We start from the raw sequence: 24,895 nt of genomic DNA, 5'->3' as shown, positions 1-24,895 counted from the left end.
TAATTTATTCCTCGTCTTGCAGTGAAGAGCGAGGGGTTTCCGTGTCCGTCTTAAGCAGGATCAGTGCCGAGCTCGACGGCATGGCGCCCGGCGATCGCGAGATCGGCCGTTATATCATCGACAATCCCGACCAGATGCTGCGGCTGTCGACGGCGGCACTTGCGGCCGAGATCGGCCGCAGCCAGTCTAGCGTCGTCAAGTTCAGCCAGAAGCTCGGCTATGCCAGCTACCAGGAGCTCAAGCTCGCCGTCAGCGAGGCCAAGGCGCAGGATTGGCAGGTGCCGGCCGGCGTCATCCACGGCTCGATCGAGGTGGGTGACGGTTTTCCGGTCATCCTGAAGAAACTGATCGGCAGCAAGCTGCTGTCGATGCAGCAGACCGTCGCCGCCAACAGCGAGCGAATCCTCTCCAGGACGCTGGACCTGCTTGATGGCGCGCGGCGCATCCATCTGGTCGGCGTCGGCGCCTCCTCGCTGGTGGCGCGCGATTTTTCATACAAGCTGATGAAGCTCGGCCGCAATGTGCTGCATGACAGCGACAGCCACATCCAGATGGCCAACGCCTCGACGCTCGGGCCTGACGATGTGCTGTTCGCGCTGTCCTATTCCGGCGCCAGCATCGAAACCTTGCGTATCGCGGAGCTTGCCAGCAAGCGTGGCACGACGGTGATCGCCGTCACCGGCCTGCACGACAATCCGCTGAGCCGCGTCGCCGACATCCGCCTCTACACCCTCGCCGACGAGGAACGCGCGCGCTCTTCCTCCATCACCGCGCGCGACGCGCAGCTGACGCTGACCGACCTTCTGTTCATCCTGCTGGTACAGAAGCAGCCCGACGCCAACGACTACGTTCACAACAGCGAGGCGGCGGTCACGGTGCTGAAGGCCGAGCGCTCGTCGTAAAGGCCTCAGACGCTTTCGAGATAGGTCTCGATCTCGAAATCGCTGACGTTGAGGGCAAACGTATTCAATTCCTGGCGTTTGCAGGCGACGAAGGAGTCGCGCAGAATCGCCGGGAAGATCTCCGCCACATGCGTCCCGCCTTCAAAGGTTGCAATCGCCGACGCCCAGTCCGGCGGCAATTTGGCCGGGGCAACGCCTTGCCCGTCACTCCCCGCCGGGTCGCCTGGCGACATCTGCTTCTCGATGCCGATCAGCGCGGCGCCCAGTATGGCGGCAAGCACGAGATAGGGGTTGGCGTCGGCTCCCGAGACGCGATGTTCGATGCGGCGCGCGCCGGTCGGGCCGCCGGGGATGCGGATCGCGACCATGCGGTTCTCGTAACCCCAGGCGACCGCGGTCGGCGCGTAGGATCTCGGGCGCAGCCTGCGGTAGGAATTGAAGTGCGGCGCGAACACCAGCGTGCTTTCGGCCATCGCCGCCAGCAGCCCGCCGACCGCGTGCCGCATGGTGTCGGAACCCTGGTCGGTGCCGTCGTCGAATACGTTGCGCCCATCGGCATCGACCAGGCTGAAATGGACATGGAAGCCGTTGCCGGCGCGATCGCCATAGGGCTTGGCCATGAAGCAGGCGGCAAAGCCGTGTTTGCGGGCAATGCCCTTCACCGTGCGCTTGAACAACACCGCATCGTCGGCCGCCCGCAAGGCGTCGGCGACATGGTTCAGGTTGATCTCGAACTGGCCGACGCCGTTTTCGGCGATTGCCGTGTCGACGGGAATGCCTTGCGCCCGGCAGGCTTCATAGATGTCGTGGATGAAGGCTTCGAAATCGTCGATCTCGTCGATCGACAGCGCCGCGTCGGAATCGAGACGCCGCCCGGTGACCGGTGAGACCGGTCCGACCGGCCGCTGCGATTGCGGATCGACCAGGTAGAATTCGAGTTCGGTCGCCGCGACAGGCGTCAGGCCGAGCGCCTTGTAGCGACCGAGGATGCGAGCCAGTGCCCGCCGGGGGTCGCCGAGATAGGGCGCTCCGCTCTCATCGGCGAGCCAGAGCGGGACGAGCGCCGTCGGATGCGCCGTCCATTCCACCGGCAGAATGCCGCGACCCGTCCATTGGCAAAGGCCATCGGCATCGCCGGTCGAGAAGACCAGGCTGTTGCCTTCGATGTCCTCGCCCCAGACATCGAGCCCGATCAGCGAGTAGGGCATGCGCAGCTTGCCCTCCAGTGCCTTGCGGGCCTGCTCGACGGGGATGCGTTTTCCCCGCATGATGCCGTTGAGGTCGCACACCGCGGCCCTCAGGCTCTGGATGTCGCTTCGGCTTTCAAGCCAGTTCAAAACGTCCGCAATTGCATCGCTCAATTTCAAACCTCTGGTTCCCTGCGGTGTCGCGTCTGAGGCGAGCACCCTATTTTTACGACAAAGCGGCTGATGAGTTCATGAAGGCATCTCCGACATCGGTCGGAAAAGTTTCCTTCATTTTTTCAAGTCATTAGCCGGTATGTCGGGAGGCATTTCAGGAACCAATTGCGCGATCTGCGATCGCAACATAGCGACAAGGCAAGGGAAAGCCAAGCGGCATCTGGGGTCCAGGAGACACCGGCCTAGCTCCTCGCTTCCGGGAATCTGACCTGCCGCAGGATGTGGGCAGCACCCTCGTCGATGTCGCGAACGATGGCCGCCCGCGCTCGCGCACCGTCCTGCGCCTCGATCGCGGCAACGACTTCCTCGTGATAGTCGATGTCCAGGATGGAGGAGAGGTCGTCCTCGAATCCCACGGCGAGGTTTCTGAGAAACGGGCCGACCTGCATCCACACCGTCTCGATCAGGAAGATCATCTGCTCGTTGCCGCAATGGCGATAGATCGAGAACTTAAAATCGTGGTTCTTCCTGAGATAGTCGCCGATATCGCCTTTGCGGGCCGTCAGGGTCAGTTCTGTGCAATGGCGTCGGATCGCCCGCAGATTGTTGCCGTTGATCAGTTTCGTCGCAAGCTCGGTCGCCGGGCCTTCGAGCAGTGTGCGCACGGCGGTCAATTGCGAGAATCGCTCGGCCGAGATCACCGGCACCTCGACGCTGCCATTCGGCATCGGGCTCAGTGCACGCAATGCCTGCAGCCGCATGAAGGCACTGCGCACCGGCATGTCGCTGGTGCCGAGTTCCCTGGCGAGCTTGCGCGAGGTCAGCTTCTGGCCGGGCAGGAATTGGCCCGACATCAGGGCTCGCACAAGCTCCAGATAGACCTTCTCGTGCAAGGGCACGGTGTCGACGGCGGTCAAACCGAAATGTGTTCTGCCGGCCATTGGCGGGGCGCACCTTCATCCGTTCTGAAAATGACCTGACGACACGCGCCGCGGACAAAGCTTAGGCCCGGCACGGCGGGAACACCCAAGCCGCCGATTGATCAGGCATGATAGACGCTTCGGTCGTTGCGCGGCAAGCCAACCGCCGGAGCCGGCGCGGTGCGGCGGGCTGCCTTCTTTTCCGGCTATCGATCCGGGGCCGGCCCGCTCTTTTCCAGCGCCAGATGCGTCAGCAAATTCCTGGTGATCCGGCCGACGTCGTTCATGGCATCGCCCGCGGGCAAGGCGCCGCACCAGGCGACCGAACTCGCGCAGAAGATCAGGCCGCCCGAGGGCAGATGGCGCAGCGTCATCTCCGCGCAGCGGCGCTCGTCGCGCTCTCTGTCACCTCCTTCGTACCAGCGCGTCGCGTCATGGACGAAGCTGTCCGGGAACCCGGTCGCACGGGCAATGACCATGGTGTCGGGGGATGTGCCCAGATGCGGGTCGGTGGCATCGACCTCGTAGCCGGCGGCGCCGCCAAGCACGATGCCCTCGTCGCCGAAGGTCTCGCTGGTGACGCCGTCGAACAACCACGCGGCCGAGGGCTGACGGCTTTCCGGCGTACGCGTGAAAGGCCGCGCGCCATCGAAACCCATCAGCGAGATGGCGACGCCGGTCAGCGAGAACTCGCCGCGCCCGCTGGCGCGCAGGTAGCCTCCCGGCTGGTTGGTAATCGACAGTGACTGTTCGGCGATGGGGCCGTCCCAGGTCCGGCCCGCCTCGAGCGGCGAGCGGCGCAATTCCATCAGATCGTCCTGGAACGCCACCTTGCCGGCAAAGCCATTGCCGCCGAGATAGGCGATGCTGCCGCCCGCCGCCGCGAATTGGCGCAGCGCATGCTCCATCTCGACCGACATGTATTCGGGATGGCTGCCGGTGATGACCGCCTGATACTCCTGCAGGCCGGCAAGACCCAGTTCGTGCAGGTCGCGGTCGGTGATGAGATCGAAGGCGATATCATTGTTGTGGCAGAAGCGTAGAAAATGCAGGTCGACCGGCAGATTGTGCGGGCAGCCGCAGAGCGGATACTTGTAGTCGTCACGCAGCGTCGCCTTGGGCTTCCTGGTGGAACAGATCGACACGCCGCTGAGGTCGCTGTGATAGTCGTAGAGCGACTTCAGATTGTTATCGATCGCGAAGCGATGGCCGCGATCTTCGCACATCCATTCGTAGAGATGCGCCGGCAGGAATTCGTCCGCGTAAGCGAGATAGGTGGCCGTCGGCACCAGGAACAACAACGGCGCCCGGCGCTCCGACGAAGTGATGAAGAAGACGATACGCTCCGATCCTTCATCGTGACCGACCTCGAAGGCATAGACCCCGGCGGGCGCCTCGGCGGGAACCTGCAATTGGTATGAGGCCGGCCACTGCAACGCCTCCATGTCGTCGTCGTGGCAATGCACGGCGTCGTAATGCGACGGCACCAGCCGGGGGTCGAAACTCGACCCGTCCCAGCGGCGCGAGGTCATGCAGAAGGCGGGCTGGTTGACCGTTTCCAGGAAGAGGACGCGATCGGTGCCTGTCGAGGCGAGCGGGCCTCTCGGCAGCAGGGTCGGAAACGTCCAGGCGATACGGCCAGCCGCGGTTTGCAGCGAGATCGTCGAGAATTTCGCGTTGAGCGACCTGACATCGTTTGCCGTGCTGGTGCCGAAGACCATGTCACCGGTCAGGAGCCGCCACGGCAGGTCGAATCGACGATCCAGGCGAAACGGCGACAGGAGATCGTCCGAATCGATCCGCAGCACGGTCGCGCCGTCGTTCGACGAAATCTCGACCTTGAGCCAGGTGTTTGCCGGCAAGACCACGTCGCTATCGGGCGAGTTGCCGTCGTCGCCTGATATCAGCCGCCCGTCCTGCAAGCCGAGGCGCAGGTTTCCGCTTTCGAACAGCACGCGGGCGCCATCGTTGCGGGTCAAGTATACTTCGAAGGCGACGCCTTCGATCTCGGTGGCCTTGGCAAGTTCCGCCGCCGCGACCCTGAGGAAGGATCCGTGATCGAAATCGCGACGGGACACGGCATTTCCCGTCGGCTCGACGCGCCAGCCCATCGGCTCGGCCGCTTGCGTGTCGAGCCGCACGACGTGCACGTCGCGTACCGGCCGCGACGACGAGACATGGAGGGCGACTGGTGTTCCTGCCGCTGTATGCCAAGGAACGGTATAGCCTGAGACGGCCATGGCGCCGTGGTCGACGGGGCGTTTCATCGCCGCAAAAATCCGCGTCGCGATCCCGGCTGTCGCACTCTCCCCGGCTGTCGCACTCTCATTGATGGCAAACTGGACAATTCTTTCATACCTTTGGGTCAGGAGGGCGCATATATCCCCTCGGCCTTGCTTGCTGATTAAGTCCGTAGGAATCTCGCTCAGCCATCGATGGCCTCGGCAAATGCGAGTTCTAGGCATCCGTCGCAGGCATCCGCTTGGTGCCTGATCCACGACGACATTATCGCGATCGTCCGAAACCGGACAGTCGTTCTCGAAGGTCGGCCTCTTCATCACAAAACTTGACCTTCACGCACTTGCACGTCCGGCCGCTCTCTGGCTTTTTGGGGTACCCATCCGAACGGACTGATTCGCGTCATGCCGCTCGATTGCAATGTCTTGCGGGCAGTCTGCTTGTGGGTCGTGAAGCGCGCGCAATTGGCGAAGGAGAAGCAGGCATGGCCGAGTTCAAGAAGCCGGAAATCTCCGAGATGAGACCCAAGATCACCGTGATCGGCGTCGGCGGCGGTGGCGGCAACGCGATCAACAACATGATCGTGGAACAGCTTCAGGGAACCGAGTTCATTGCCGCCAACACCGATGCCCAGGCGCTGACCATGTCGAAGGCGACGCGGTTGATCCAGCTTGGCGCGCACGTCACGGAAGGCCTTGGCGCCGGCTCGTTGCCCGAGATCGGCCGTGCCGCGGCCGAAGAATCGCTGGACGAGATCATGGATCATTTGGCCGGCACCCACATGTGTTTCGTCACTGCCGGCATGGGCGGCGGCACCGGAACCGGTGCGGCCCCGATCATCGCCCAGGCGGCGCGCAAGGCCGGCATCCTGACGGTCGGCGTCGTCACCAAGCCGTTCACCTTCGAGGGCAGGCGCCGCATGCAGATGGCCGAAGAGGGCATCGAGCGGCTGCGCGAGGCCGCCGACACCGTGATCGTGATTCCCAACCAGAACCTGTTCCGGATCGCCGATGCCAAGACCACTTTTGCCGATGCCTTCGTCATCGCCGACAGGGTGCTTTATTCCGGCGTCAGCTGCATCACCGACCTCATCGTCAAGGAAGGCCTGATCAATCTCGACTTCGCCGACGTCAAATCGGTGATGCGCGGCATGGGCCGCGCCATGATGGGAACCGGCGAGGCTTCGGGCGACGGCCGGGCGATGAAGGCGGCGGAAGCCGCGATCGCCAATCCGCTGCTCGACGAAATGTCGATGAAGGGCGCCAAGGGCGTGCTGGTGTCGATTTCGGGCGGCCGGGACATGACCCTGTTCGAGGTCGACGAGGCGGCCACGCGCATCCGTGAAGAGGTCTATGAGGACGCCGACATCATCGTCGGCGCCATCTTCGACAAGAGCATGGAAGGCCGCTTCAGGGTCTCGGTGGTGGCGACGGGCCTCGATCGTTCGCTCAGCGAGGGTGATGCCGATGCCGGCATGGCACATGGCCATTCCGTGCCGTCCGCCGCACGGACCTTGCAGTAACCTTTCTCTTCGATTGACCTCCCGGGCAGGCGACCCGCGGTATCTGCCGCGTCCCCGGGGCGGAAAAATTGCTCTTCAGGACGCCTTCTCGCCGATGAACTCGAATCGCTCGATCTCGCATTCGCGCGCGACCAGCGCCAGGATTTCCGTCGAGGGTTCGGCGGCGTCGGACTGCCTCCATTCGAGATTGAACGAGTACACGAAGCGGTCGCGGCCGGGATCATGCTCGATCTTGGCAAGGCGCGCGCCGTAGCCGAGCGGCCGCACCATCTCCGGAAGGTCAGGTGGGGATTCTTTTGCCCAGGAAACCGACAGGATCGCATGGTGATCGCGCGGCAACTTGAGGTCGACCCATTTCAACACCTGAAGTGTCAGTAGCGTCAGCACGGTCGCAATTGCCGCAAGACCAAACTGGCCGCCGCCAACGGCAAGTCCGATCATCGTCATGATCCACATGGTGGCCGCGGTGGTGATTCCAGTCACGAGATCGCCGCGCCGAAGGATGGCGCCGCCGCCGATGAAGCCGACGCCGGTCAGCACGCCAAGCGGCAGACGCAGCACGTCCATGCTGGCGAAGAAGTCCATTCCCTTGCCCGTGGTATCAAGCAGTATGTTGGCCTGGATCATGGCCACAGCGGCCGCCAGGGCGACCAGGATGGTCGTGCGAAGCCCGGCGGTGTGGCCGCGCGCTTCCCGGTTCAGGCCGATGAGGAAACCAGCCAGCAGCGCAAGCAGCAACCGGGCGACAAGATCGGGCCATGTCGGATGAAGTGGCATATCGCAGCAAAGCGGCTCGAACATCGCCCTGTCAGGGCGGCGCTGGTGCTCCGCCCTCCATTTTTTCCCAGGATTTCGGCGCCCTCGCTGCGACGTTGCTTGCGGCTGGCCGGTACGTCGCGACCTCGGGCTGTCGATGTAAGAACCTTTTTGCCCTCCTGAGGTTCCCGGCCGAACCGTCGCGCGGCAGCGGACCAAACGCCACGCGATTTGAAGGTGGCGCTTGACTTCGGCCGATCCGTGTGAAAAATTTTGCAGCAACTGATAAAAATATCACCGGGACGGAAACGTGGTTGGTTTTGGAAACGGCCTTTTGCGGGACGATGATGCCAGCATGGCGGCGCGGGCTGCGTGGCTTCATTACGCCGGCGGCCTGACCCAGTCCGAGGTCGCCAAGCGGCTGGGGCTGACCAGCCTCAAGGCGCACCGCCTCATCACCAAGGCCAACCAGGAAGGCCTGGTGAAGGTCTATATCGACGGCGAAGTGTCGGAATGCGTCGAGCTCGAGGACGAATTGTCCCGCCGCTACGGCCTCGACTATTGCGAGGTGGTCCCGGATTTCGATTCCGAGGATCTGCCGCTCAAGGCGCTCGGCATCGCCGGCGCGCAGTTCCTCAAGCGCGAGATCGAGCGCGGCGAGCAGGCGCTGATCGGCGTCGGCCATGGCCGCACGCTCGCGGCCTGCGTGGAATATCTGCCGCGTACCACCACCGACCGCATCCGTTTCGTCTCGCTGCTTGGTGGCCTGACGCGGAAATTCTCGGCCAACCCGCATGATGTCATCCACCGTCTCGCCGAACGCACCGGTGCCGAAGCCTATGTGATGCCGGTGCCGATGTTCGCCAACACGGCGGAGGACCGCATCGTGCTGCTGGGCCAGAAGGGCATTAGTGAGGTCTTCGATCTCGCCAGATCCGCCGACCTGTTGTTTGCGGGCATCGGCACCGCCGAACGCGAGGCTTCGCTTGTCGCCACCGGCATGATCGAGAAGGGCGAGATGGAGGAGATCCGTCGCAATGGCGGTGTCGGCGAATTGCTCGGCCATTTCTTTGACGAGGCCGGCAAGGCAGTGGCGACGACCGTTTCCAACCGGGCGCTGGCACTGGCGCGCGAGGATATCGCCAGCCGCCGGATTGTCGCCGTCGCCGGCGGCAGGATTAAGGTTCGCGCCATCAAGTCGGTGCTGGAGGGGCGCTATCTCAAGGGCCTGATAACGGACGAGCGCACGGCGCGATCGCTCGTGGAAGAGACGCCGGTCGGGTAGCCGGCAACAGTCCAGTTGAAACTACCCTGTGGAGGAGAAGACGAAATGCATGAGAAAGAGAAAGACCTGATAGATGCCTTCCTGCGCGGACAAGTCGACCGTCGTGGACTGATCAAGGGCCTGGGTGCCATGGGTCTCGCCGCCGGCACCGCCGGCTCGCTGCTCAACCTCGGCCAGACCCGCGCGCTTGCCGCCGACTTCGACTGGCAGGCGCATAAGGGCAAGACCATCAAGCTCTTGCTCAACAAGCATCCCTATGCCGACGCCATGATCGCCAATCTTGAGAACTTCAAGAAGCTGACCGGCATGAACGTCGTCTACGACGTATTCCCCGAAGACGTCTATTTCGACAAGGTGACGGCCGCATTGTCGGCGAGCTCGCCCGAATATGATGCCTTCATGACCGGCGCGTACATGACCTGGACCTATGGCCCAGCCGGCTGGATCACCGACCTCAACGAATGGATCAAGGATCCGGCCAAGACCAACCCGAACTATGCTTGGGACGACTTCCTGCCAGGCGTCAAGAATTCCTGCGCCTGGAACGGCAAGCCGGGCGGAGCTTTGGGATCGGAAGACGCCAAGCAGTGGTGCATTCCGTGGGGGTTCGAGCAGAACAACATCACCTACAACAAGGCGATGTTCGACAAGGCGGGCGTCAAGGTTCCCGGCAATATGGACGAGATGGTGGCCGCTGCCGCCAAGCTCACCAAGGATGTCGGCGGCGGCGTCTACGGCATTGGTGTGCGCGGCTCGCGCTCCTGGGCGACCATACACCCGGGGTTCCTGTCGGCCTACGCCAATTTCGATCAGAAGGACCTGAACGTGTCGGCCGACGGTAAATTGTCGGCCGCCATGAACACCGCCCAGTCCAAGGCTTTCCACAAGCAGTGGGTGCAGATGATCCAGGAGAGCGGCCCGAAGGACTGGTCGACCTACACCTGGTACCAGGTCGGCACCGATCTGGGCGCCGGCGCCTCGGCGATGATCTTCGACGCCGATATCCTTGGCTACTTCATGAATGGTGGCGACAACAAGATGGCCGGCAAGCTTGCCTTCGCCGCCTTCAAGGCGAATCCGGAGGCCAAGGCACCAACGCCGAACATCTGGATCTGGTCGCTGTCGATGTCCAACTTCTCCAAGGACAAGGACGCCACATGGTACTTCATGCAATGGGCCTCCGGACCTGAGCATGCGCTGTTCGGCGCCACCAAGATGGATTTTGTCAACCCAGTCCGCCAGTCGGTCTGGAAAGATGAGGTCTTCCGCGAGAAGCTGAACAAGAGCTATCCGGGCTATGTCGAGATGTTCGACGCCTCGGCACCCGGCGCCTCGATCAAGTTCACGGCGCAGCCGTTGTTCTTCGATCTCACCACCGAATGGGCGGCGACGCTGCAGAAGATGGTGTCCAAGGAAGTGCCGATCGACGAGGGCCTCGACAAGCTCGCCGAGAGCATCAACGGCCAGCTCAAGGAAGCCGGCCTCGGTTAAGTCGCAACGAGGGCCGGCCTGCTTGGCGGTTCGGCCCTCGCCACATCTTTCATGTTTGCGATGCGGTGCCGAAAGGTGACCGCCATTTCGCCCCACCGGCCGCCTTGCTCCCTTGGGCGGCCGGCAGGGCGAAGCGACAGCAACAACGGAGCAGCTCGATGACTGCGGTGGTATCGCAAAGGCTCAAGCCATCCGGCTTCAGGATCAGCAAGCGGGTGCTGCCCTATGTGCTCAGCCTGCCGGCCTTGCTGGTCTGCATAGGCATCCTGATCCCGTTCCTGACCTCGGTCGTTTACTCGTTCCAACGCTATCGTCTGAGCCAGCCCTGGGCGCGCCAGTTCAACTGGGGCGACAACTACATCTCCTTCTTCACCGACCCGAAATTCTGGAATACGTTGAAAGTGTCGCTGCTCTATGCCGGCACCACGGTCGTGCTGGAACTGCTTCTCGGTCTCGCCATCGCGCTGCTGCTGCAGAAGCGCTCGACGCTCAACAACTTCATCTCGATCATGCTGTTGATGCCGCTGATGACGGCGCCCGCGCTGGCAGCACTGATGTGGAAGCTGATGACCAATCCGGGCTTCGGCGTGCTGAGCTATCTCGCCAGCCTCATCGGGCTGCAGGATTTTCGCTGGGCGTCGTCACCGTCGACGGCGCTGTTCACCGTCGTGCTGGTCGACATCTGGGTCTACACGCCCTTCATCATGATCCTGCTGCTTGCCGGCCTGCGCAGCCTGCCGACGCAGCCCTTCGAGGCCGCCGCGCTCGACGGCGTGCCGAGGAGCTTCGTCTTCTTCCGCATCACCTTGCCGATGCTGACGCCCTACATCCTGACGGCGACCTTGTTCCGCCTGCTCGATTCCATTCAGCAGTTCGACATCATCTACGCGATGACGCAAGGCGGGCCGGGCGACACACTGACCGTGTTCCAGGTCGAGGCCTATCTCAACTTCTTCCAGTCGACCAATGTCGGCCGCTCGGCGGCGCTGATGATCATCCTGTGGGCGATCACCTATTTCCTCTCCAACATCTTCATCAAGAACTGGCTCAGGCTGCGCGAACGCGCCCGCGGCCAGGCATAGGAGGCGGCGATGGAACATACCTCGCTTCTCGAACGCATCCTGCGCGGCGCGGCACTGACGCTGGTCGTGATCTTCTTCATGTTCCCGATCCTGTGGATCTTCATGATGTCGTTCCAGACCAACGAGACCATTCTGCGCATCCCGCCGCAGCTCATCTTCGAACCGACGCTCGCCAACTACACGGCGTTGATCACCGGCAAGCTGATGACCGCCGCCGGCACGCTCGACATCGCCTTCATGCGCAACCTCTGGAACTCGGTATTCCTGTCGGTGACCTCGGTGGCGGTTTCACTGCTGCTCGGCGTGCCGGCGGCCTACGCCTTCGCGCGCCACAAATTCCGCGGTTCGGAAGACATCGCCTTCACGCTGCTGTCGTTCAAGTTCGCGCCGGCACTTCTGGTGCTGCTGCCGCTGACCCTCTATTTCCAGAAGCTCGGCCTTGCCAACACCTACATCGGGCTGATCTGGGTCTACCAGTTGATCTGCCTGCCGCTGATCCTGTGGATCGTGCGCGGCTATTTCGAGGATATTCCGGCCGACATCGAATATGCCTACCGCATCGGCGGCCATTCCTGGTTCGCCACCTTCCGCAAGATCGCGCTGCCGCTCGCCGGCCCTGGCATCGCGGCGGCCGGCCTGCTTGCCTTCATCTTCGCCTGGAACAATTTTGTCTTCGCGCTGGTCTTGGCTTCGGCCGACAAGCAGCCGGTGACGGTCGGCGCGTTGGCCTTCATCACTTCATCGGGCATCCAGTACGGCCAGATTTCGGCGGCCATCGTCCTGTCGATCACGCCGACGTTGGCTCTCGCCCTCTACGCACAGCGCTATCTGGTCGAAGGCCTGTCGCTCGGCGCGGTGAAAGGATAGAAATGGCCAGCCTCGAACTCAGAAACGTCGTCAAGCGCTACAAGAGCCAGACCGTCCTCGACAATCTGTCGCTGACCGTCGCCGATGGCGAAACGCTGGTGCTGTTTGGTCCCTCGGGCGCCGGCAAGACGGTGCTGTTGCGGCTGGTCGCCGGCGTCATCGATCCGGACGAAGGCAAGATCCTGATCGGCGGCGAGGACATGACCGATGTCGACGCGGAATTCCGCGGCGTCGGCATGGCGTTCCAGAATTTCGCGCTGTTTCCGCATATGAGCGCTTTCGACAATATCGCGACGCCGCTGGCGGCCAAGCGCTCGTCGCAGAGCGCGATCAAGGCCGGTGTCGAGAGCGTCGCCAAATTGTTGAAGATCGGCCATGTGCTTTCCCACAAGCCGCGCGCGCTCTCCAACGGCCAGAAGCAGCGCACGGCCCTTGCCCGCGCTTTGGTCGGTTCGCCGCCGCTGCTTCTGCTCGACGATCCCTTGCGCAATGTCGACGCCAAGCTGCGTTTCGAGATGCGGCTCGAACTGCCGCGGCTGCTCGCCGATCGCGGCGCCACCGTCGTTTACGTTACCCAGGACTACAAGGAAGCCATGGCGCTCGGCGACCGCATCGCGGTGATGTCGCAAGGCGTCATCAGGCAGCTTGGTACGCCCGAGCAGATCTATCGTGAGCCGGCCAACATCGAGATTGCGCGGCTGTTCGGCGATCCGACCATCAACCTGCTCGACGTCAAGCCCGCGCGCGATGCCCGGGGGGGCTATGTCGGCCTGTCCAATGTGCAGGTCCATCTCGCCGATGCTCCCGAGGCCGCCATCGGCCGCGACTGCATCATCGGGCTGAGACCCGAGGCCCTGCATTTCGTTGGCGAAAACGAACCCGGCGCCATTCCGGTGACGGTCGAGGCGGAGACGCCGCTCAACGAAAAGATCGTCACCCTGGTGCGCACCGTGCGCGGCCGTGAAATCCTGGTCTCGCGCCCGGCCGGAACGCCGGGGCGCAGCGAAGGCAAGGCGCATATCGCCGTCGACGGCAAGAGCGCCCTGCTGTTCGATCGGGCGAGCGGCGAGCGCATCGGCGCCAGGAATGTCGTCAAACTGCGCAACGGAGAAGCGGCATGAGCCCGAGCGCGCTCACCATATCAGGCGTCGACAAATTCTATGGCCCGATCGACAGGGGCGTTCACGCCGTCAAGAACCTGACGATGGAGATCGGCAAGGGTGAGATCGTGGCGCTGCTCGGCTCGTCGGGCTGCGGCAAGACCTCGACCTTGCGAATGATCGCTGGCTTCGAGGAGGTGTCGCGTGGCGCGATCGCGGTCGCCGGCCGCAAGGTACACACCTTGCCGCCGGTCAAACGCAATGTGGCGATGGCCTTCGAGGGCTATTCGCTCTATCCGCCGCTCACCGTGCGCGAGAACATGGCCTTTGCCCTCAAGGCCGCAAGGCTGCCCAGGAGCGAGGTCGACGCCAAGGTCGCCAGCATCGCAAAGCTGCTGGAGATCGAGGACATATTGGAGCGCTATCCCAGCTCCATTTCGGGTGGCCAGCAGCAGCGCGCCAGCCTTGGCCGGGCGCTGATCCGCGAGGCCGACCTGCATCTGCTCGACGAGCCGATGGGGCAGCTCGAGCCGCAGCTTCGCGCCGTGCTGCGCGGCCGCATCAAGCACTTCATCAAGGAACGCGGCCTGACCGCGATCCTGGTCACCCACGACCAGACCGAGGCGAACGCGCTGGCCGACCGCATCGCGGTGATGGAGGGCGGCGTGCTGCAGCAGTTCGACACGCCGGACCGGATCAAGGAGCGCCCTGCGAACCTGTTCACCGGCACCTTCGTCGGCGAGCCGCCGATGAACGTCTTCGAAGCCTTTGTCGGCACGACCGCCGGCCGCATCAGTCTCAAGCTGCCCGACGGGCTGTCGCTCGACTACGACAAGGACGCCTTCAGCACTCCGGTTCGCGACCAGCTGCTCAGCCGCGAGCGGGTGGTCATCGGCATCAGGCCCTATGCGGTCAGGCGCTCGAAGGAGGGTGTTCCGGCCAGGGTCTCGGCCAACCAATGGCTCGGCGACCAGACCCACATCGCCGCCGACTTCGCCGGCGGCTCGCTGGTCCTGGTGGAGCATGACCGCACCCGGCTCGACCTCGGCGCGCCCATCAATGTCAGCATCGATCCCAAAAACCTGCACGTCTTCGACCAGGCGAGCGGCAAGGCGATCTCGCACGGCATGGAGCTCGCGTGATGCGCGACGTACTGATCGGCATCGACGCCGGCACCTCCGTCATCAAGTCCATCGCTTTCGACACGAAGGGCCGCCAGATCGCGGCCGCGGCAACGCCGAACCATTATGAGACGCTGCCGGGCGGCGGCGCCGAACAGGATCTGGCCCGCACATGGGCCGATGCCGCCACGACCCTGCGCCAGCTTGCCGACAAGGTGCCCGATCTCGCCAGCCGGACCGTCGCCATCGCGGTGACCGGGCAGGGCGACGGCACCTGGCTGATCGACGGCAAGGGCGAGCCGGTGGCCAAGGGTTGGCTCTGGCTCGACGCGCGCGCCGCCGGCGTCGTCGAGGAAATCCGTGCGCGGCCCGATGACCGGCTGCGCTTCGAGAAGACCGGCAGCGGGCTCGCCGCCTGCCAGCAAGGCTCGCAGTTCGCCTTCATGAAACGCACCATGCCCGAAATGCTCGGCAAGGCGGCGACCGCGTTCCACTGCAAGGATTGGCTCTATTTCAAGCTGACCGGCGAACGCGCCACCGATCCGTCCGAAGGGACCTTCACTTTCGGCGACTTCCGCACCCGTGACTACAGTGGGGACGTGCTCGACGTCCTCGGCGTCACCGATCTCAGGCACCTGCTGCCGCCGATCGTCGACGGCACGAGCCACAGCGCCGGACTGTCGCCGGCCGCCGCCGGCGTCACCGGCATGCTTGCCGGCACACCCGTCGTGCTCGGTTATGTCGACGTCGTCTGCACCGCGCTCGGCGCCGGCCTCCTCGACCGCGAGCGCAAGCCCGGCTGCTCGATCATCGGTTCCACCGGCATGCATATGCGGCTGGCCGAGACCCCTGATGATGTGCAGCTCAACGAAGCGGCGACCGGTTATACGATGGCAATGCCGGCGCCGGGCGTCTTCGCGCAGATGCAGTCCAACATGGCGGCGACGCTCAACATCGACTGGGTGCTTGGCCTCGCTTCGGGCATTCTCGCCTCGCAAGGCATAACCCGCAGCAATGGCGAGATGATCGCGCTGGTCGATGCCTGGATCGCGGCCTCGCAGCCGGCTTCGCTGCTCTACCAGCCCTACGTGTCGGAAGCCGGCGAGCGCGGACCGTTCGTCGATGCCAATGCCAGGGCAGGCTTCGTCGGCATTTCGTCGCGTCACGGCTACGCCGATCTGGTGCGCGCCGTCTTCGAAGGCTTGGCCTTCGCGGCGCGCGATTGCTACGCCGCCATGGGCCCGCTGCCGCGCGAAATTCGCCTGACCGGCGGCGCCGCCAGAAGCCCGGCGCTGCGCAAGATCCTGGGTGCGGCCATTGGTGCCGACACGCGCACCAGCGCGCGCGAGGAGGCCGGTGCGGCCGGTGCCGCAATGATCGGGGCGGTCTGCGTCGGTCAATACGCCTCCATGGACGAATGCGTCGGCGAATGGGTGACGCCGCTGCTCGGCGAGGCCGAGCCGAGCGACCCGGATCTCGCCGCGATCTACGACAGGATGACCCCGTCCTACATGCTGGCGCACCAGGCCCTGCGGCCGGTCTGGCGTGCCATGGCGACATCGCAGGAAAATTGAGAAGTCGAGTATGCTGAGGAAAATAGCGATCATTGGCGACAACTTCATGCTGCCGGAGGTGTTTCGCGCCAAAATCGAGAAGGTGGCCAGTGGCGACCTCGATATCAGGACATTGCAGACGGCCTGGCCCGACGAGCCGATGGAGTTCGGCAACGCCGCGCTCGGTCTCGACAAGGTCAAGGAATATTTCGGCCATCCCGACGAGGTCGTCGACTTCATCGACGATGCCGAAATCCTCGTCACCCAGCTTGCGCCCCTGTCGGAGGGCATGATGCGGCGCCTGCCGGGGCTCAAGCTGGTCGCGGTGTCGCGCGGCGGCCCGATCAACATCGACATGGAAGCGGCCAGGGTGCACGGCATCACCGTGGTCAATGTGCCCGGCCGCAACGCCACTGCCGTGGCCGAGTTTACCATCGGCGCCATCCTGGCCGAGACGCGGCTGATCCGAGTCGGCCACGAGGCCTTGCGCAAGGGGGAATGGCGCGGCGATCTCTACCGCGCCGACCGCACCGGCCGCGAGCTCGGCGAAATGACCGTCGGCGTGGTCGGCTACGGCAATATCGGCACGAAGGTGGTGCGCCTGCTGCGCGCCTTCGGCTGCCACGTCCTGGTCAGCGATCCCTATGTGCAACTGAGCGCCGAGGATCGCAACGCTGGCGTCGAACTGGTTGCGCTCGACGACCTCCTGTCGCGCTCCGATGTGGTCACGCTGCATTCACGGGTGACGCAGGAGACACGCGGTCTGATCGGCAAGGACACCATCGCGCGGATGAAGCCGGGCGTGATCTTCGTCAATACGGCGCGTGGCCCGCTGGTCGACTACGACGCACTCTACGAGGCGCTGGTTTCAGGGCAGATCGCCAGCGCCATGCTGGAAACCTTCGCGGTCGAACCGGTGCCCTCGGACTGGCCCTTGCTGCAGCTGCCCAATGTGACGCTGACGCCGCATATCGCCGGCGCTTCGGTGCGCACCGTGACCTATGCCGCCGAGCAGGCCGCCGAGGAAGTGCGCCGCTACCTGGCCGGCCTGCCTCCGGTCAATCCGTGCTGAGAGCGATGGCCATGATGCGAAAATCAGGCAGTGGGGCGACGGCAAGATGAGCGTCGGCCCTGACATAGTCGACCTCTTCGTCATTGGCGGCGGCGTCAACGGCGCCGGCATCGCGCGCGACGCCGCCGGCCGCGGGCTTTCCGTCATCCTGTGCGAAAAGGACGATCTCGCCGAAGGCACCAGCTCGCGCTCAGGCAAGCTCGTCCATGGCGGTCTGCGCTACCTCGAATATTACGAGTTCCGCCTGGTGCGCGAGGCGCTGATCGAGCGCGAGGTGCTGCTGGAATCGGCGCCGCACATCATCTGGCCGATGCGCTTCGTGCTGCCGCACAGCCCGGACGACCGGCCGGCATGGCTGGTGCGGCTCGGCCTCTTCCTCTACGACCACCTCGGCGGCCGCAAGCGGCTGCCCGCCACGCGGACGCTCGACCTGCGCACAGCTCCCGAGGGGGCGCCGATCAAGGACAGCTTCAAGCGCGGTTTCGAATATTCGGACTGCTGGGTCGACGATGCCCGCCTCGTCGTCATCAATGCGCTCGACGCCGCCGAACGGGGAGCGAAGGTCCTCACCCGCACCGCCTGCACCGCGGCCAGCCGCGAGGGCGGCCTCTGGGTTGTCGAGATGCGCGACGTCAGGACCGGCATCAAGACCAGCGTACGGGCCCGCGCGCTGATCAATGCCGCCGGCCCTTGGGTCAACGACATCGTCAACCGCGTTGCCGGCCAGAACTCCAGGCGCAACGTCCGCCTCGTCAAGGGCAGCCATATCGTCGTGCCCAAATTCTGGGAGGGAAGGCAGGCTTATCTCGTCCAGAACAACGACAAGCGCGTCATCTTCATCAATCCCTACCAGAACGATCTAGCCTTGATCGGAACCACCGACATCCCCTACGAGGGCCGGCCCGAGGATGTGAGGGCGGATGAGAGCGAGATCGATTACCTCATCAAGGTGGTCAACCGCTATTTCAAGCGCGGCCTTGCGCGGGGCGACGTGGTCCATTCGTTCTCCGGTGTCCGGCCGCTCTATGACGACAACGCCGACAATCCGAGCGCGGTGACGCGCGACTATATTTTCGAACTCGACGCGCCGGACGCGCAGGCGCCACTGCTTTCCGTCTTCGGCGGCAAGATCACCACCTTCCGCAAACTGGCCGAGCACGCGCTGGACAGGATCGCACCGTTCTTTCCCCGCATGGGCAAAGCCTGGACCGCGAGGGCGCATCTGCCCGGCGGCGACATCGCCAATGCCGACTTCGAACAGTTTCTTGGCAACCTCGCAGGCGAGTATCCATGGATGCCGGCATCGCTGCTCAAGCATTACGGTCGGCTCTACGGCACCAGGACGCGGTCCGTGGTCGGCGGCGCCCGATCACTCGCCGCACTGGGGCGGTGCTTCGGCAAGGATTTCTTCGAGCGCGAGGCGAACTACCTCTTTGAACAGGAATGGGCGGAAGACGCGGCCGACATTCTCGAACGGCGCACCAAGCATGGCCTGCATTTGTCCGCCGAGGAGAAGTCGGCCTTCGAGCATTGGTGCGCGAGCCGGCAGGCGAGGGCAGGTTGATGGCGCTCATCGCCCCTGTTCTGCGCCCGCGTTGAAGGGATCGCGACCTTGGCTTTCACGCTCTCCCTCAACACCAATCCGCTGGTCAACCGCTTCGCCGAGCCGGACGATCTGATCGATACCGTCGCCTATGAGATCGGCATTCGCGACGTTCAGCTCACGCATGAATTCGTCAACCCAGGCTGGCCGGCGGCGACGATCGTCAAGTTCGTCCGCCTGTTCCGCAACGCCTTGGATCGCACCGGCGTGCGCGTCACCTCCGGCATGACCGGCCCCTATGGCCGGCTGAACCATTTCGGCCATCCGGATGCCGATGTGCGCCGCTACTATGTCGACTGGTTCAAGACCTTCGCCGACATCTCGGCCGAGCTTGGCGCCAGCGGCATGGGCACGCAGTTCGCCATCTTCACGCATCGGGACTATGACGATCCCGCCCGTCGCGCCAGGCTGTTCGACATCGCGATGGACTGCTGGCGCGAGGTCGCCGAGCACGCCCGGGCGGCAGGCCTGACCTATCTGTTCTGGGAGCCGATGTCGGTCGGTCGCGAATTCGGTCACACGATCGAGAATTGCCGGATGCTGCAGGACGCGATCGACTCGGCCGGCATGGCCATTCCGCTGGAGATGATGGTCGACATCGACCATGGCGACGTCACTTCCTCCAATCCGGCCGACATCGATCCCTATGCCTGGGCCGAAGCTTTTCCCCTGAAGTCGCCGATCATCCACATCAAGCAATCGTCGATGAACAAGGGTGGCCATTGGCCATTCACCGCGGCCCACAACAAGGACGGCCGCATCACGCCTGAGAAGCTGCTGGAGACGGTGCGACGCGGCGGCGGCACCGACAACGAAATCTGTCTCGAACTATCCTTCCGCGAGCGCGAGCCGGTCGACCATCAGGTGGTCGCCATGATCCGCGAGTCGGTCGACTTCTGGGCGCCCTTCATCGAGACCGGCAGGCCTGGCCTGCTGCCGAAAGCCGGATAGAAATCGGACAGGAGCCCATGGGCTCCTGTCCATAAAATGCAACCGGATCGAACTCAGGCGAATTTCGGATCGAGGCTGCCCGACTTGTAGCGCTTGGCCATTTCCGAAACCGGTAGCGGCTTGATCTTCGGCGCATTGCCGGCGGTGCCGAACTGCTCGAAGCGCTCCTTGCAGAGCTTCCTCATCGCCGCCATCGCCGGCGTCAGATATTTGCGCGGATCGAACTCGCTGGGATTTTCGGTCAGCACCTTGCGGATCGCGCCGGTCAGCGCCATGCGGTTGTCGGTGTCGATGTTGATCTTGCGCACGCCATGCTTGATGCCGCGCTGGATCTCTTCCACTGGGACGCCCCAGGTCGGCTTCATCTGGCCGCCATATTTGTTGATGATCTCCTGCAGGTCCTCCGGCACCGAGGACGAGCCGTGCATGACCAGATGCATGTTCGGCAAGCGCCGGTGGATCTCCTCGATCACGTTCATCGCCAGCACCGCGCCGTCAGGCTTGCGCGAGAATTTATAGGCGCCGTGGCTGGTGCCCATGGCCACCGCCAGCGCATCGACATGGGTATCGCGCACGAACTGTTCGGCCTGCACCGGATCGGTCAGGAGCTGGTCGTGGCTGATCGCGCCTTCGACGCCGTGGCCGTCTTCCTGCTCGCCGCCGCCGCTCTCGAGCGAGCCCAGCACGCCGATCTCGCCTTCCACCGACACGCCGCCCCAATGCGCCATGTCGACGACGCGCTTGGTGATACCGGAATTATAGGCATAGTCGGCCGGCGACTTGCCGTCTTCCTTGAGCGAGCCGTCCATCATCACCGAGGTGAAGCCGTGCTGGATCGCGGTGACGCAGGTGGCTTCGTTGTTGCCATGGTCGAGATGCATGCAGACCGGGATGTCGGGATGGATCTCGACCAGCGCGTCGATCAGCTTGGCCAGCACCACGTCATTGGCATAGGCGCGGGCGCCGCGGCTCGCCTGCAGGATGACCGGCGACTTGGTCTCCTCGGCAGCCTCCATGATGGCGAGGCCCTGTTCCATGTTGTTCATGTTGAAGGCCGGCACGCCATAGCCGTATTCGGCGGCGTGATCGAGCAATTGTCTCAGTGTGATGCGAGCCAACGATTAGTCTCCCGTATCTGGTTTCGAACTGTGGTTGCGGGCCGCCCGCGCATCGTTCAGCCCACCGATGCTTCTGGCCGGAATCCCGCGCAACCGCAACCGTGACAGACCGTCCCGGCAGCAATTCTTGTTACAGCGGCGCGATAAAAGCCGGCGAAATATCCCACAAAAATGTCCCATTATCACAAAAATCATGATACCTATGCGATCATATCTGTTATATCTTCGTTCGATCAAGGAGCCAGGGTTCTGCGTTGGCGGGTCGGCGAGAATGAAGAGCGACAACAGACGCCAAGGCATCATGGACTTCCTGGTGGATGCCGGCGCGGCGAGCGTCGACGATCTTGCCTCCCGCTTTGGCGTCTCCAGGATGACCGTGCATCGCGACCTCGACGAGCTCGAGGAGAGCGGTTTGCTGCGCAAGGTGCGCGGCGGCGCCTCGATCCAGCCGAGCAGCCTTTTTGAAAGCGATTTCCGCTACCGGCAGAAGCAGGCGATTGGGGAAAAACAGCGCCTTGCGGCGGCGGCCGTGACCATGATCGAACCCGGCCAGACGGTCATCATCGACGACGGTTCGACCGCGGGCGGTATCGCGCGGTATCTCGCCGATCTCAGGCCACTGACGGTGATCACCAACAACCTCGCCGTCATCCAGGATCTGGCGGGTGCCGCAGGCATCAACCTGATCGCGCTCGGCGGCCAGTACTCGAAGAAATTCCACGGCTTCTTCGGCCTGCTCGCCGAGGCTTCGCTGCGGTCGCTGCGTGCCGACGTCGCCTTCCTGTCGTCGTCCGCCATCCATGGCGCCTCCGCCTTCCATCAGGACCAGGAAGTGGTGCAGGCCAAGCGACTGATGATGGCCGCGGCGACACGCAAATATCTGCTGGTGGATCACGGCAAGTTTGGCCGCAGCGCGCTGCATTTCCTGACCGATCTCAAGGCATTCGACGCCGTCTTCACCGGGCGCGGGCCGGAGCCCGGAATGCGCGACACGCTGGATGCGGCCGGCGTCTCGCTGACGGTGGTCGCCGACAAGGATTGACGATCAAACAGGGACTGAGGATCAAGGGGTGTACGCGTGGTTTACTGGGTCGGTACAAGCTGGAAGATGAACAAGACGCTCGCCGAGGCGCTTGACTTTGCAGGCGCACTGGCCGGCTTCGTGGCGGGTTTCGACGATCGCATCCAGCCTTTCGTCGTCCCGCCTTTCACGGCGGTGCGCGAGGTCGGGCAGGCGCTGTCGACGACGCGCGTCAAGGTCGGCGCGCAGAACATGCATTGGGCCGACGCCGGCGCCTGGACCGGCGAGATCTCGCCGGTGATGCTGAACGATTGTGGCCTAGACCTCGTCGAACTCGGCCACAGCGAAAGGCGCGAGCACTTCGGCGAGACCGACCGCACGGTTGGGCTGAAGACGGCGGCGGCGGTCAAGCACGCACTGATACCGCTGATCTGCGTCGGCGAGACGCTGGCCGAGCGCGAAGGCGGCAAGGCCGATGCGGTGCTGACCAGCCAGGTCGAGGGTGCACTGCAATTCCTCGAGGGCGAGGCGAGGGGAGCAAAAATCCTGTTCGCCTACGAGCCGGTCTGGGCGATCGGCGACAAGGGCATTCCGGCCAGTTCCGACTATGCCGACAAGCAGCAGGCGCTGATCAAGAAGGTCGCGGGGGGTCTGCTGCCGTCCGTGCCGCCGGTGCTCTATGGCGGCAGCGTCAATCCCGGCAATGCCGCGGAACTGATCGCCCAGCCCAACATCGACGGCTTGTTCATCGGCCGCTCGGCCTGGCAGGCCGAAGGCTACATCGACATCCTGCGCCGCGCGTCGGCCGCCATCTGAATCATCGAACTGGAAAGGACAAAAAATGAAAATAGCCATTGGAGCCGACAGCGCCGGCAAGCCGCTGCTCGACGTCATATCAGCGCATCTGGCGACCAAGCCGGGGCTCACCGTCAGCGATCTCAGCCAGGCCGGCTTCTATGCCGACCTGTCGCGGAAACTTGCCCAGACGATCGTCGACGGTGAGAACGATCGCGGCATCCTGTTCTGCGGCACCGGCATCGGCGTCTCGATCTCGGCCAACAAGGTGCCGGGCATCCGCGCCGCACTCACCCACGACACCTATTCGGCCGAACGCGCGGCGAAATCCAATAACGCCCAGATCATCACCATGGGCGCCCGCGTCATCGGCCCGGAACTGGCCAAGGCCATTGTCGATACCTGGCTGGCCTCGGAGTTCGACGAGAAGGGACCGTCGGCCGGCAACGTCCAGGCGATCGACAAGCTCGACGCGGCGAAGGGCTAAGCGAGACTGTCGCGCATCGCACCGATGACGGTGACGGCCGAAGCCGCACCGGGATCGATATGGCCGAGCGAGCGCTCGCCGAGCCGCGACGAGCGGCCCTTGGCGGCGATCATGTCCTTGGTCGATTCCGCGCCGCGCTCGGCGGCGGCAAAAGCGGCCTGGAGGCTTTCGGCAAGGTTTTTTCCTGCTGCATTGCTGGCGCCGGCCGCTTCCGCCGCCGGTTGCCAGGCGTCGACCATTGTCTTTTCGCCGGTTTCGGCCTTGCCGCGATCCTTGATGCCTTGCGCCATGGCCTGCAGCAGCGCGACGACATCGGCATCCGCCAGCGTCGCCTTGCCCTTGACGGCGGCGGCGGCGCGCATGAAGGCGGTGGCATAGAGCGGGCCGCAGGACGCGCCGACGGCATTGAGAAACGATTTCGCCGCGGCGTTGAGGAGCGCGGTCGGCTCGGCCGCCGCAAGGTCGAGCGATGCCAGAGCATCGCGCGCGGCGTTGAACCCGAGCGCCATGGCAATGCCGTGGTCGGCGTCGCCGATGACGCCGTCGAGCTGGCAAAGCCGGTCCCTGTCGGCTTCCATCGCCACGGCGATCGCATCGAACATTCTTTTCAGGTCGAACGCGGCGATGGTCATGGAGCGCTCCTCAGCCGGCACGGAACATGGCGCAGTCGCAGGGGTGGTCGAGCATCGCCTGCAATTCTTCGTCGAGATGGAAAAGCGTCACCGAAGCGCCGGCCATTTCCAGCGACGTGCAGTAATTGCCGACCCAGGTCGCGTGGACCGAAACGCCGATGGCGTCGAGCCTCTGCTTGACCCGGCGGTTCATGATGTAGAGCTCCATCAGCGGCGTCGAACCCAGCGAATTGACCAGCACCGCGACCTTGTCGCCGCGCTTCGGCGCCATCTCGGCGAAAATCTTGTCTAGCATCGCGTCGGTGATTTCGTCGGCGGTCCCGAGCTTGCCGCGGGCGATGCCGGGTTCGCCATGGATGCCCATCCCGATTTCCATCTCGTCCGTGCCGATCTCGAAATTCGGCCGCCGGGTCTGCGGCAGCGAGCAGGGCGACAGTGCCACGCCCATCGTGAAGGTGCGGTCGTTGGCCTTGCGCGCGACGCGCTCGCATTCGTCGAGGGAGAGCATCAGGTCGCAGGCGGCACCGGCCGCCTTGAAGATGAAGAAATTACCCGCGACACCACGGCGCTTCCGCCGCTGGTCACGCGGCGCCGAGGCGACGTCGTCGGTGGTCAGCACCGTGCGCACCTCGATGTCGTCCATGGCGGCCATTTCGGCCGCCATGTCGAAATTCATCACGTCGCCGGCATAGTTGCCGTACATGAACAGCACGCCGGCGCCGCCGCTGACCGCCTTGGTGCATTCGACGATCGGATCGGGCGGCGGCGAGGCAAAGACGTTGCCGACAGCCGCCGCGTCGGCCAGCCCCTTGCCTACAAAGCCGAGAAAGGTCGGCTCGTGGCCGGAGCCGCCGCCGATCACCAGCCCGACCTTGCCGGACCGTGGTCCATCGCGGGCGATGATCGAGCGCGGACTGCCGTCCGCGCTCCTGAGGTGGCGAGGATGTGCGGCGAGGATCCCTTCGAGCATTTCGTCGACGGCACGGTTGCCGTCATTGATGATCTTCTTGGTCTGCAC

General features: G+C 64.1%; 22 protein-coding genes. 15 read left to right on the top strand and 7 right to left on the bottom strand.

Features of this window, described 5'->3' with window-relative positions; all coding sequences use genetic code 11:
- The first annotated feature begins 41 nt into the window (after positions 1 to 41).
- Complete coding sequence (locus tag LB555_RS17335) at positions 42 to 902, top strand: MurR/RpiR family transcriptional regulator (RefSeq protein WP_224683338.1); 861 nt, start codon at positions 42 to 44, stop codon at positions 900 to 902.
- 5 nt (positions 903 to 907) lie between these two features.
- Here the strand turns inward: LB555_RS17335 and LB555_RS17330 are convergent, their stop codons facing one another.
- From LB555_RS17330 to LB555_RS17320, 3 genes are all read right to left on the bottom strand, one after another.
- Complete coding sequence (locus tag LB555_RS17330; RefSeq protein WP_140877994.1) at positions 908 to 2,263, bottom strand: glutamine synthetase family protein; 1,356 nt, start codon at positions 2,261 to 2,263, stop codon at positions 908 to 910.
- Positions 2,264 to 2,505: 242 nt separating this feature from the next.
- Positions 2,506 to 3,204 (bottom strand): GntR family transcriptional regulator, encoded by a 699-nt coding sequence (locus LB555_RS17325; protein WP_015318974.1) that lies wholly within the window; start codon positions 3,202 to 3,204, stop codon positions 2,506 to 2,508.
- A gap of 185 nt (positions 3,205 to 3,389) precedes the next feature.
- Positions 3,390 to 5,450: a N,N-dimethylformamidase beta subunit family domain-containing protein gene (locus tag LB555_RS17320; RefSeq protein ID WP_140724576.1), complete on the bottom strand. Its 2,061-nt coding sequence runs from the start codon at positions 5,448 to 5,450 to the stop codon at positions 3,390 to 3,392.
- A gap of 455 nt (positions 5,451 to 5,905) precedes the next feature.
- On the opposite strand from LB555_RS17320, the gene ftsZ reads away from it, so the two are divergent.
- Positions 5,906 to 6,943 carry a cell division protein FtsZ gene (ftsZ, locus tag LB555_RS17315; RefSeq protein ID WP_015318972.1) on the top strand — a complete coding sequence of 346 codons (1,038 nt, stop codon included), beginning with the start codon at positions 5,906 to 5,908 and terminating at the stop codon, positions 6,941 to 6,943.
- A gap of 75 nt (positions 6,944 to 7,018) precedes the next feature.
- Here the strand turns inward: ftsZ and LB555_RS17310 are convergent, their stop codons facing one another.
- Positions 7,019 to 7,744, bottom strand: a complete 726-nt coding sequence (locus tag LB555_RS17310) for an MgtC/SapB family protein (RefSeq protein ID WP_041163515.1) — start codon at positions 7,742 to 7,744, stop codon at positions 7,019 to 7,021.
- A gap of 265 nt (positions 7,745 to 8,009) precedes the next feature.
- Between LB555_RS17310 and LB555_RS17305 the strand changes: the two genes are divergently transcribed.
- The 10 genes from LB555_RS17305 (at position 8,010) to LB555_RS17260 (ending at position 19,824) form a co-directional block, all read left to right on the top strand.
- Positions 8,010 to 8,984: a sugar-binding transcriptional regulator gene (locus tag LB555_RS17305; RefSeq protein ID WP_015318970.1), complete on the top strand. Its 975-nt coding sequence runs from the start codon at positions 8,010 to 8,012 to the stop codon at positions 8,982 to 8,984.
- Between the two features lie 45 nt (positions 8,985 to 9,029).
- On the top strand, positions 9,030 to 10,475 hold the full coding sequence (locus LB555_RS17300; RefSeq protein ID WP_140877996.1) for an ABC transporter substrate-binding protein: 1,446 nt from the start codon (positions 9,030 to 9,032) through the stop codon (positions 10,473 to 10,475).
- Between the two features lie 158 nt (positions 10,476 to 10,633).
- Positions 10,634 to 11,557, top strand: coding sequence for a carbohydrate ABC transporter permease (locus tag LB555_RS17295; protein ID WP_015318968.1), 924 nt, complete (start codon positions 10,634 to 10,636; stop codon positions 11,555 to 11,557).
- Between the two features lie 9 nt (positions 11,558 to 11,566).
- Positions 11,567 to 12,424 (top strand): carbohydrate ABC transporter permease, encoded by an 858-nt coding sequence (locus LB555_RS17290; RefSeq protein WP_015318967.1) that lies wholly within the window; start codon positions 11,567 to 11,569, stop codon positions 12,422 to 12,424.
- A 2-nt stretch (positions 12,425 to 12,426) separates the two neighbouring features.
- Positions 12,427 to 13,545, top strand: a complete 1,119-nt coding sequence (locus LB555_RS17285; protein ID WP_140617412.1) for an ABC transporter ATP-binding protein — start codon at positions 12,427 to 12,429, stop codon at positions 13,543 to 13,545.
- Positions 13,542 to 14,666 carry an ABC transporter ATP-binding protein gene (locus LB555_RS17280; RefSeq protein WP_224523692.1) on the top strand — a complete coding sequence of 375 codons (1,125 nt, stop codon included), beginning with the start codon at positions 13,542 to 13,544 and terminating at the stop codon, positions 14,664 to 14,666. The genes LB555_RS17285 and LB555_RS17280 overlap by 4 nt, the downstream gene beginning before the upstream one ends.
- A complete protein-coding gene (locus LB555_RS17275; RefSeq protein ID WP_224683337.1) occupies positions 14,666 to 16,219 on the top strand; it encodes an FGGY-family carbohydrate kinase in 1,554 nt (517 codons plus the stop codon). The genes LB555_RS17280 and LB555_RS17275 overlap by 1 nt, the downstream gene beginning before the upstream one ends.
- Positions 16,220 to 16,229: 10 nt before the next feature.
- Positions 16,230 to 17,270, top strand: coding sequence for a 2-hydroxyacid dehydrogenase (locus LB555_RS17270; protein WP_224683336.1), 1,041 nt, complete (start codon positions 16,230 to 16,232; stop codon positions 17,268 to 17,270).
- A gap of 46 nt (positions 17,271 to 17,316) precedes the next feature.
- Positions 17,317 to 18,834 (top strand): glycerol-3-phosphate dehydrogenase, encoded by a 1,518-nt coding sequence (locus tag LB555_RS17265; RefSeq protein WP_224683335.1) that lies wholly within the window; start codon positions 17,317 to 17,319, stop codon positions 18,832 to 18,834.
- 48 nt (positions 18,835 to 18,882) lie between these two features.
- Complete coding sequence (locus LB555_RS17260; protein WP_140878002.1) at positions 18,883 to 19,824, top strand: sugar phosphate isomerase/epimerase family protein; 942 nt, start codon at positions 18,883 to 18,885, stop codon at positions 19,822 to 19,824.
- 53 nt (positions 19,825 to 19,877) lie between these two features.
- Here the strand turns inward: LB555_RS17260 and fba are convergent, their stop codons facing one another.
- Positions 19,878 to 20,942, bottom strand: a complete 1,065-nt coding sequence (gene fba / locus LB555_RS17255) for a class II fructose-bisphosphate aldolase (protein ID WP_015318960.1) — start codon at positions 20,940 to 20,942, stop codon at positions 19,878 to 19,880.
- 271 nt (positions 20,943 to 21,213) lie between these two features.
- Here fba and LB555_RS17250 point away from each other — a divergent pair, with 271 nt between their 5' ends.
- From LB555_RS17250 to LB555_RS17240, 3 genes are read left to right on the top strand one after another with little or no spacing between them, the layout of a single operon-like run.
- Positions 21,214 to 21,984: a DeoR/GlpR family DNA-binding transcription regulator gene (locus tag LB555_RS17250; protein ID WP_224683334.1), complete on the top strand. Its 771-nt coding sequence runs from the start codon at positions 21,214 to 21,216 to the stop codon at positions 21,982 to 21,984.
- A 36-nt stretch (positions 21,985 to 22,020) separates the two neighbouring features.
- Positions 22,021 to 22,779 carry a triose-phosphate isomerase gene (locus LB555_RS17245; protein WP_224582802.1) on the top strand — a complete coding sequence of 253 codons (759 nt, stop codon included), beginning with the start codon at positions 22,021 to 22,023 and terminating at the stop codon, positions 22,777 to 22,779.
- Between the two features lie 25 nt (positions 22,780 to 22,804).
- Complete coding sequence (locus LB555_RS17240; protein WP_015318957.1) at positions 22,805 to 23,245, top strand: RpiB/LacA/LacB family sugar-phosphate isomerase; 441 nt, start codon at positions 22,805 to 22,807, stop codon at positions 23,243 to 23,245.
- On the opposite strand, the gene dhaL is transcribed toward LB555_RS17240, so the two are convergent.
- Both dhaL and LB555_RS17230 read right to left on the bottom strand, forming a co-directional pair.
- Positions 23,242 to 23,877, bottom strand: coding sequence for a dihydroxyacetone kinase subunit DhaL (dhaL, locus tag LB555_RS17235; protein WP_140661504.1), 636 nt, complete (start codon positions 23,875 to 23,877; stop codon positions 23,242 to 23,244). The two genes, LB555_RS17240 and dhaL, sit on opposite strands and share 4 nt — an antisense overlap.
- Before the next feature lie 10 nt (positions 23,878 to 23,887).
- Positions 23,888 to 24,895 carry a dihydroxyacetone kinase subunit DhaK gene (locus tag LB555_RS17230; protein ID WP_224683333.1) on the bottom strand — a complete coding sequence of 336 codons (1,008 nt, stop codon included), beginning with the start codon at positions 24,893 to 24,895 and terminating at the stop codon, positions 23,888 to 23,890.

The sequence above is a fragment of the Mesorhizobium sp. BR-1-1-10 genome (assembly GCF_020165595.1).
GTDB lineage: Bacteria > Pseudomonadota > Alphaproteobacteria > Rhizobiales > Rhizobiaceae > Mesorhizobium > Mesorhizobium australicum.
Note: the sequence above shows the minus strand (reverse complement) of the source record. Positions and strands in the feature narration are given on the sequence as shown.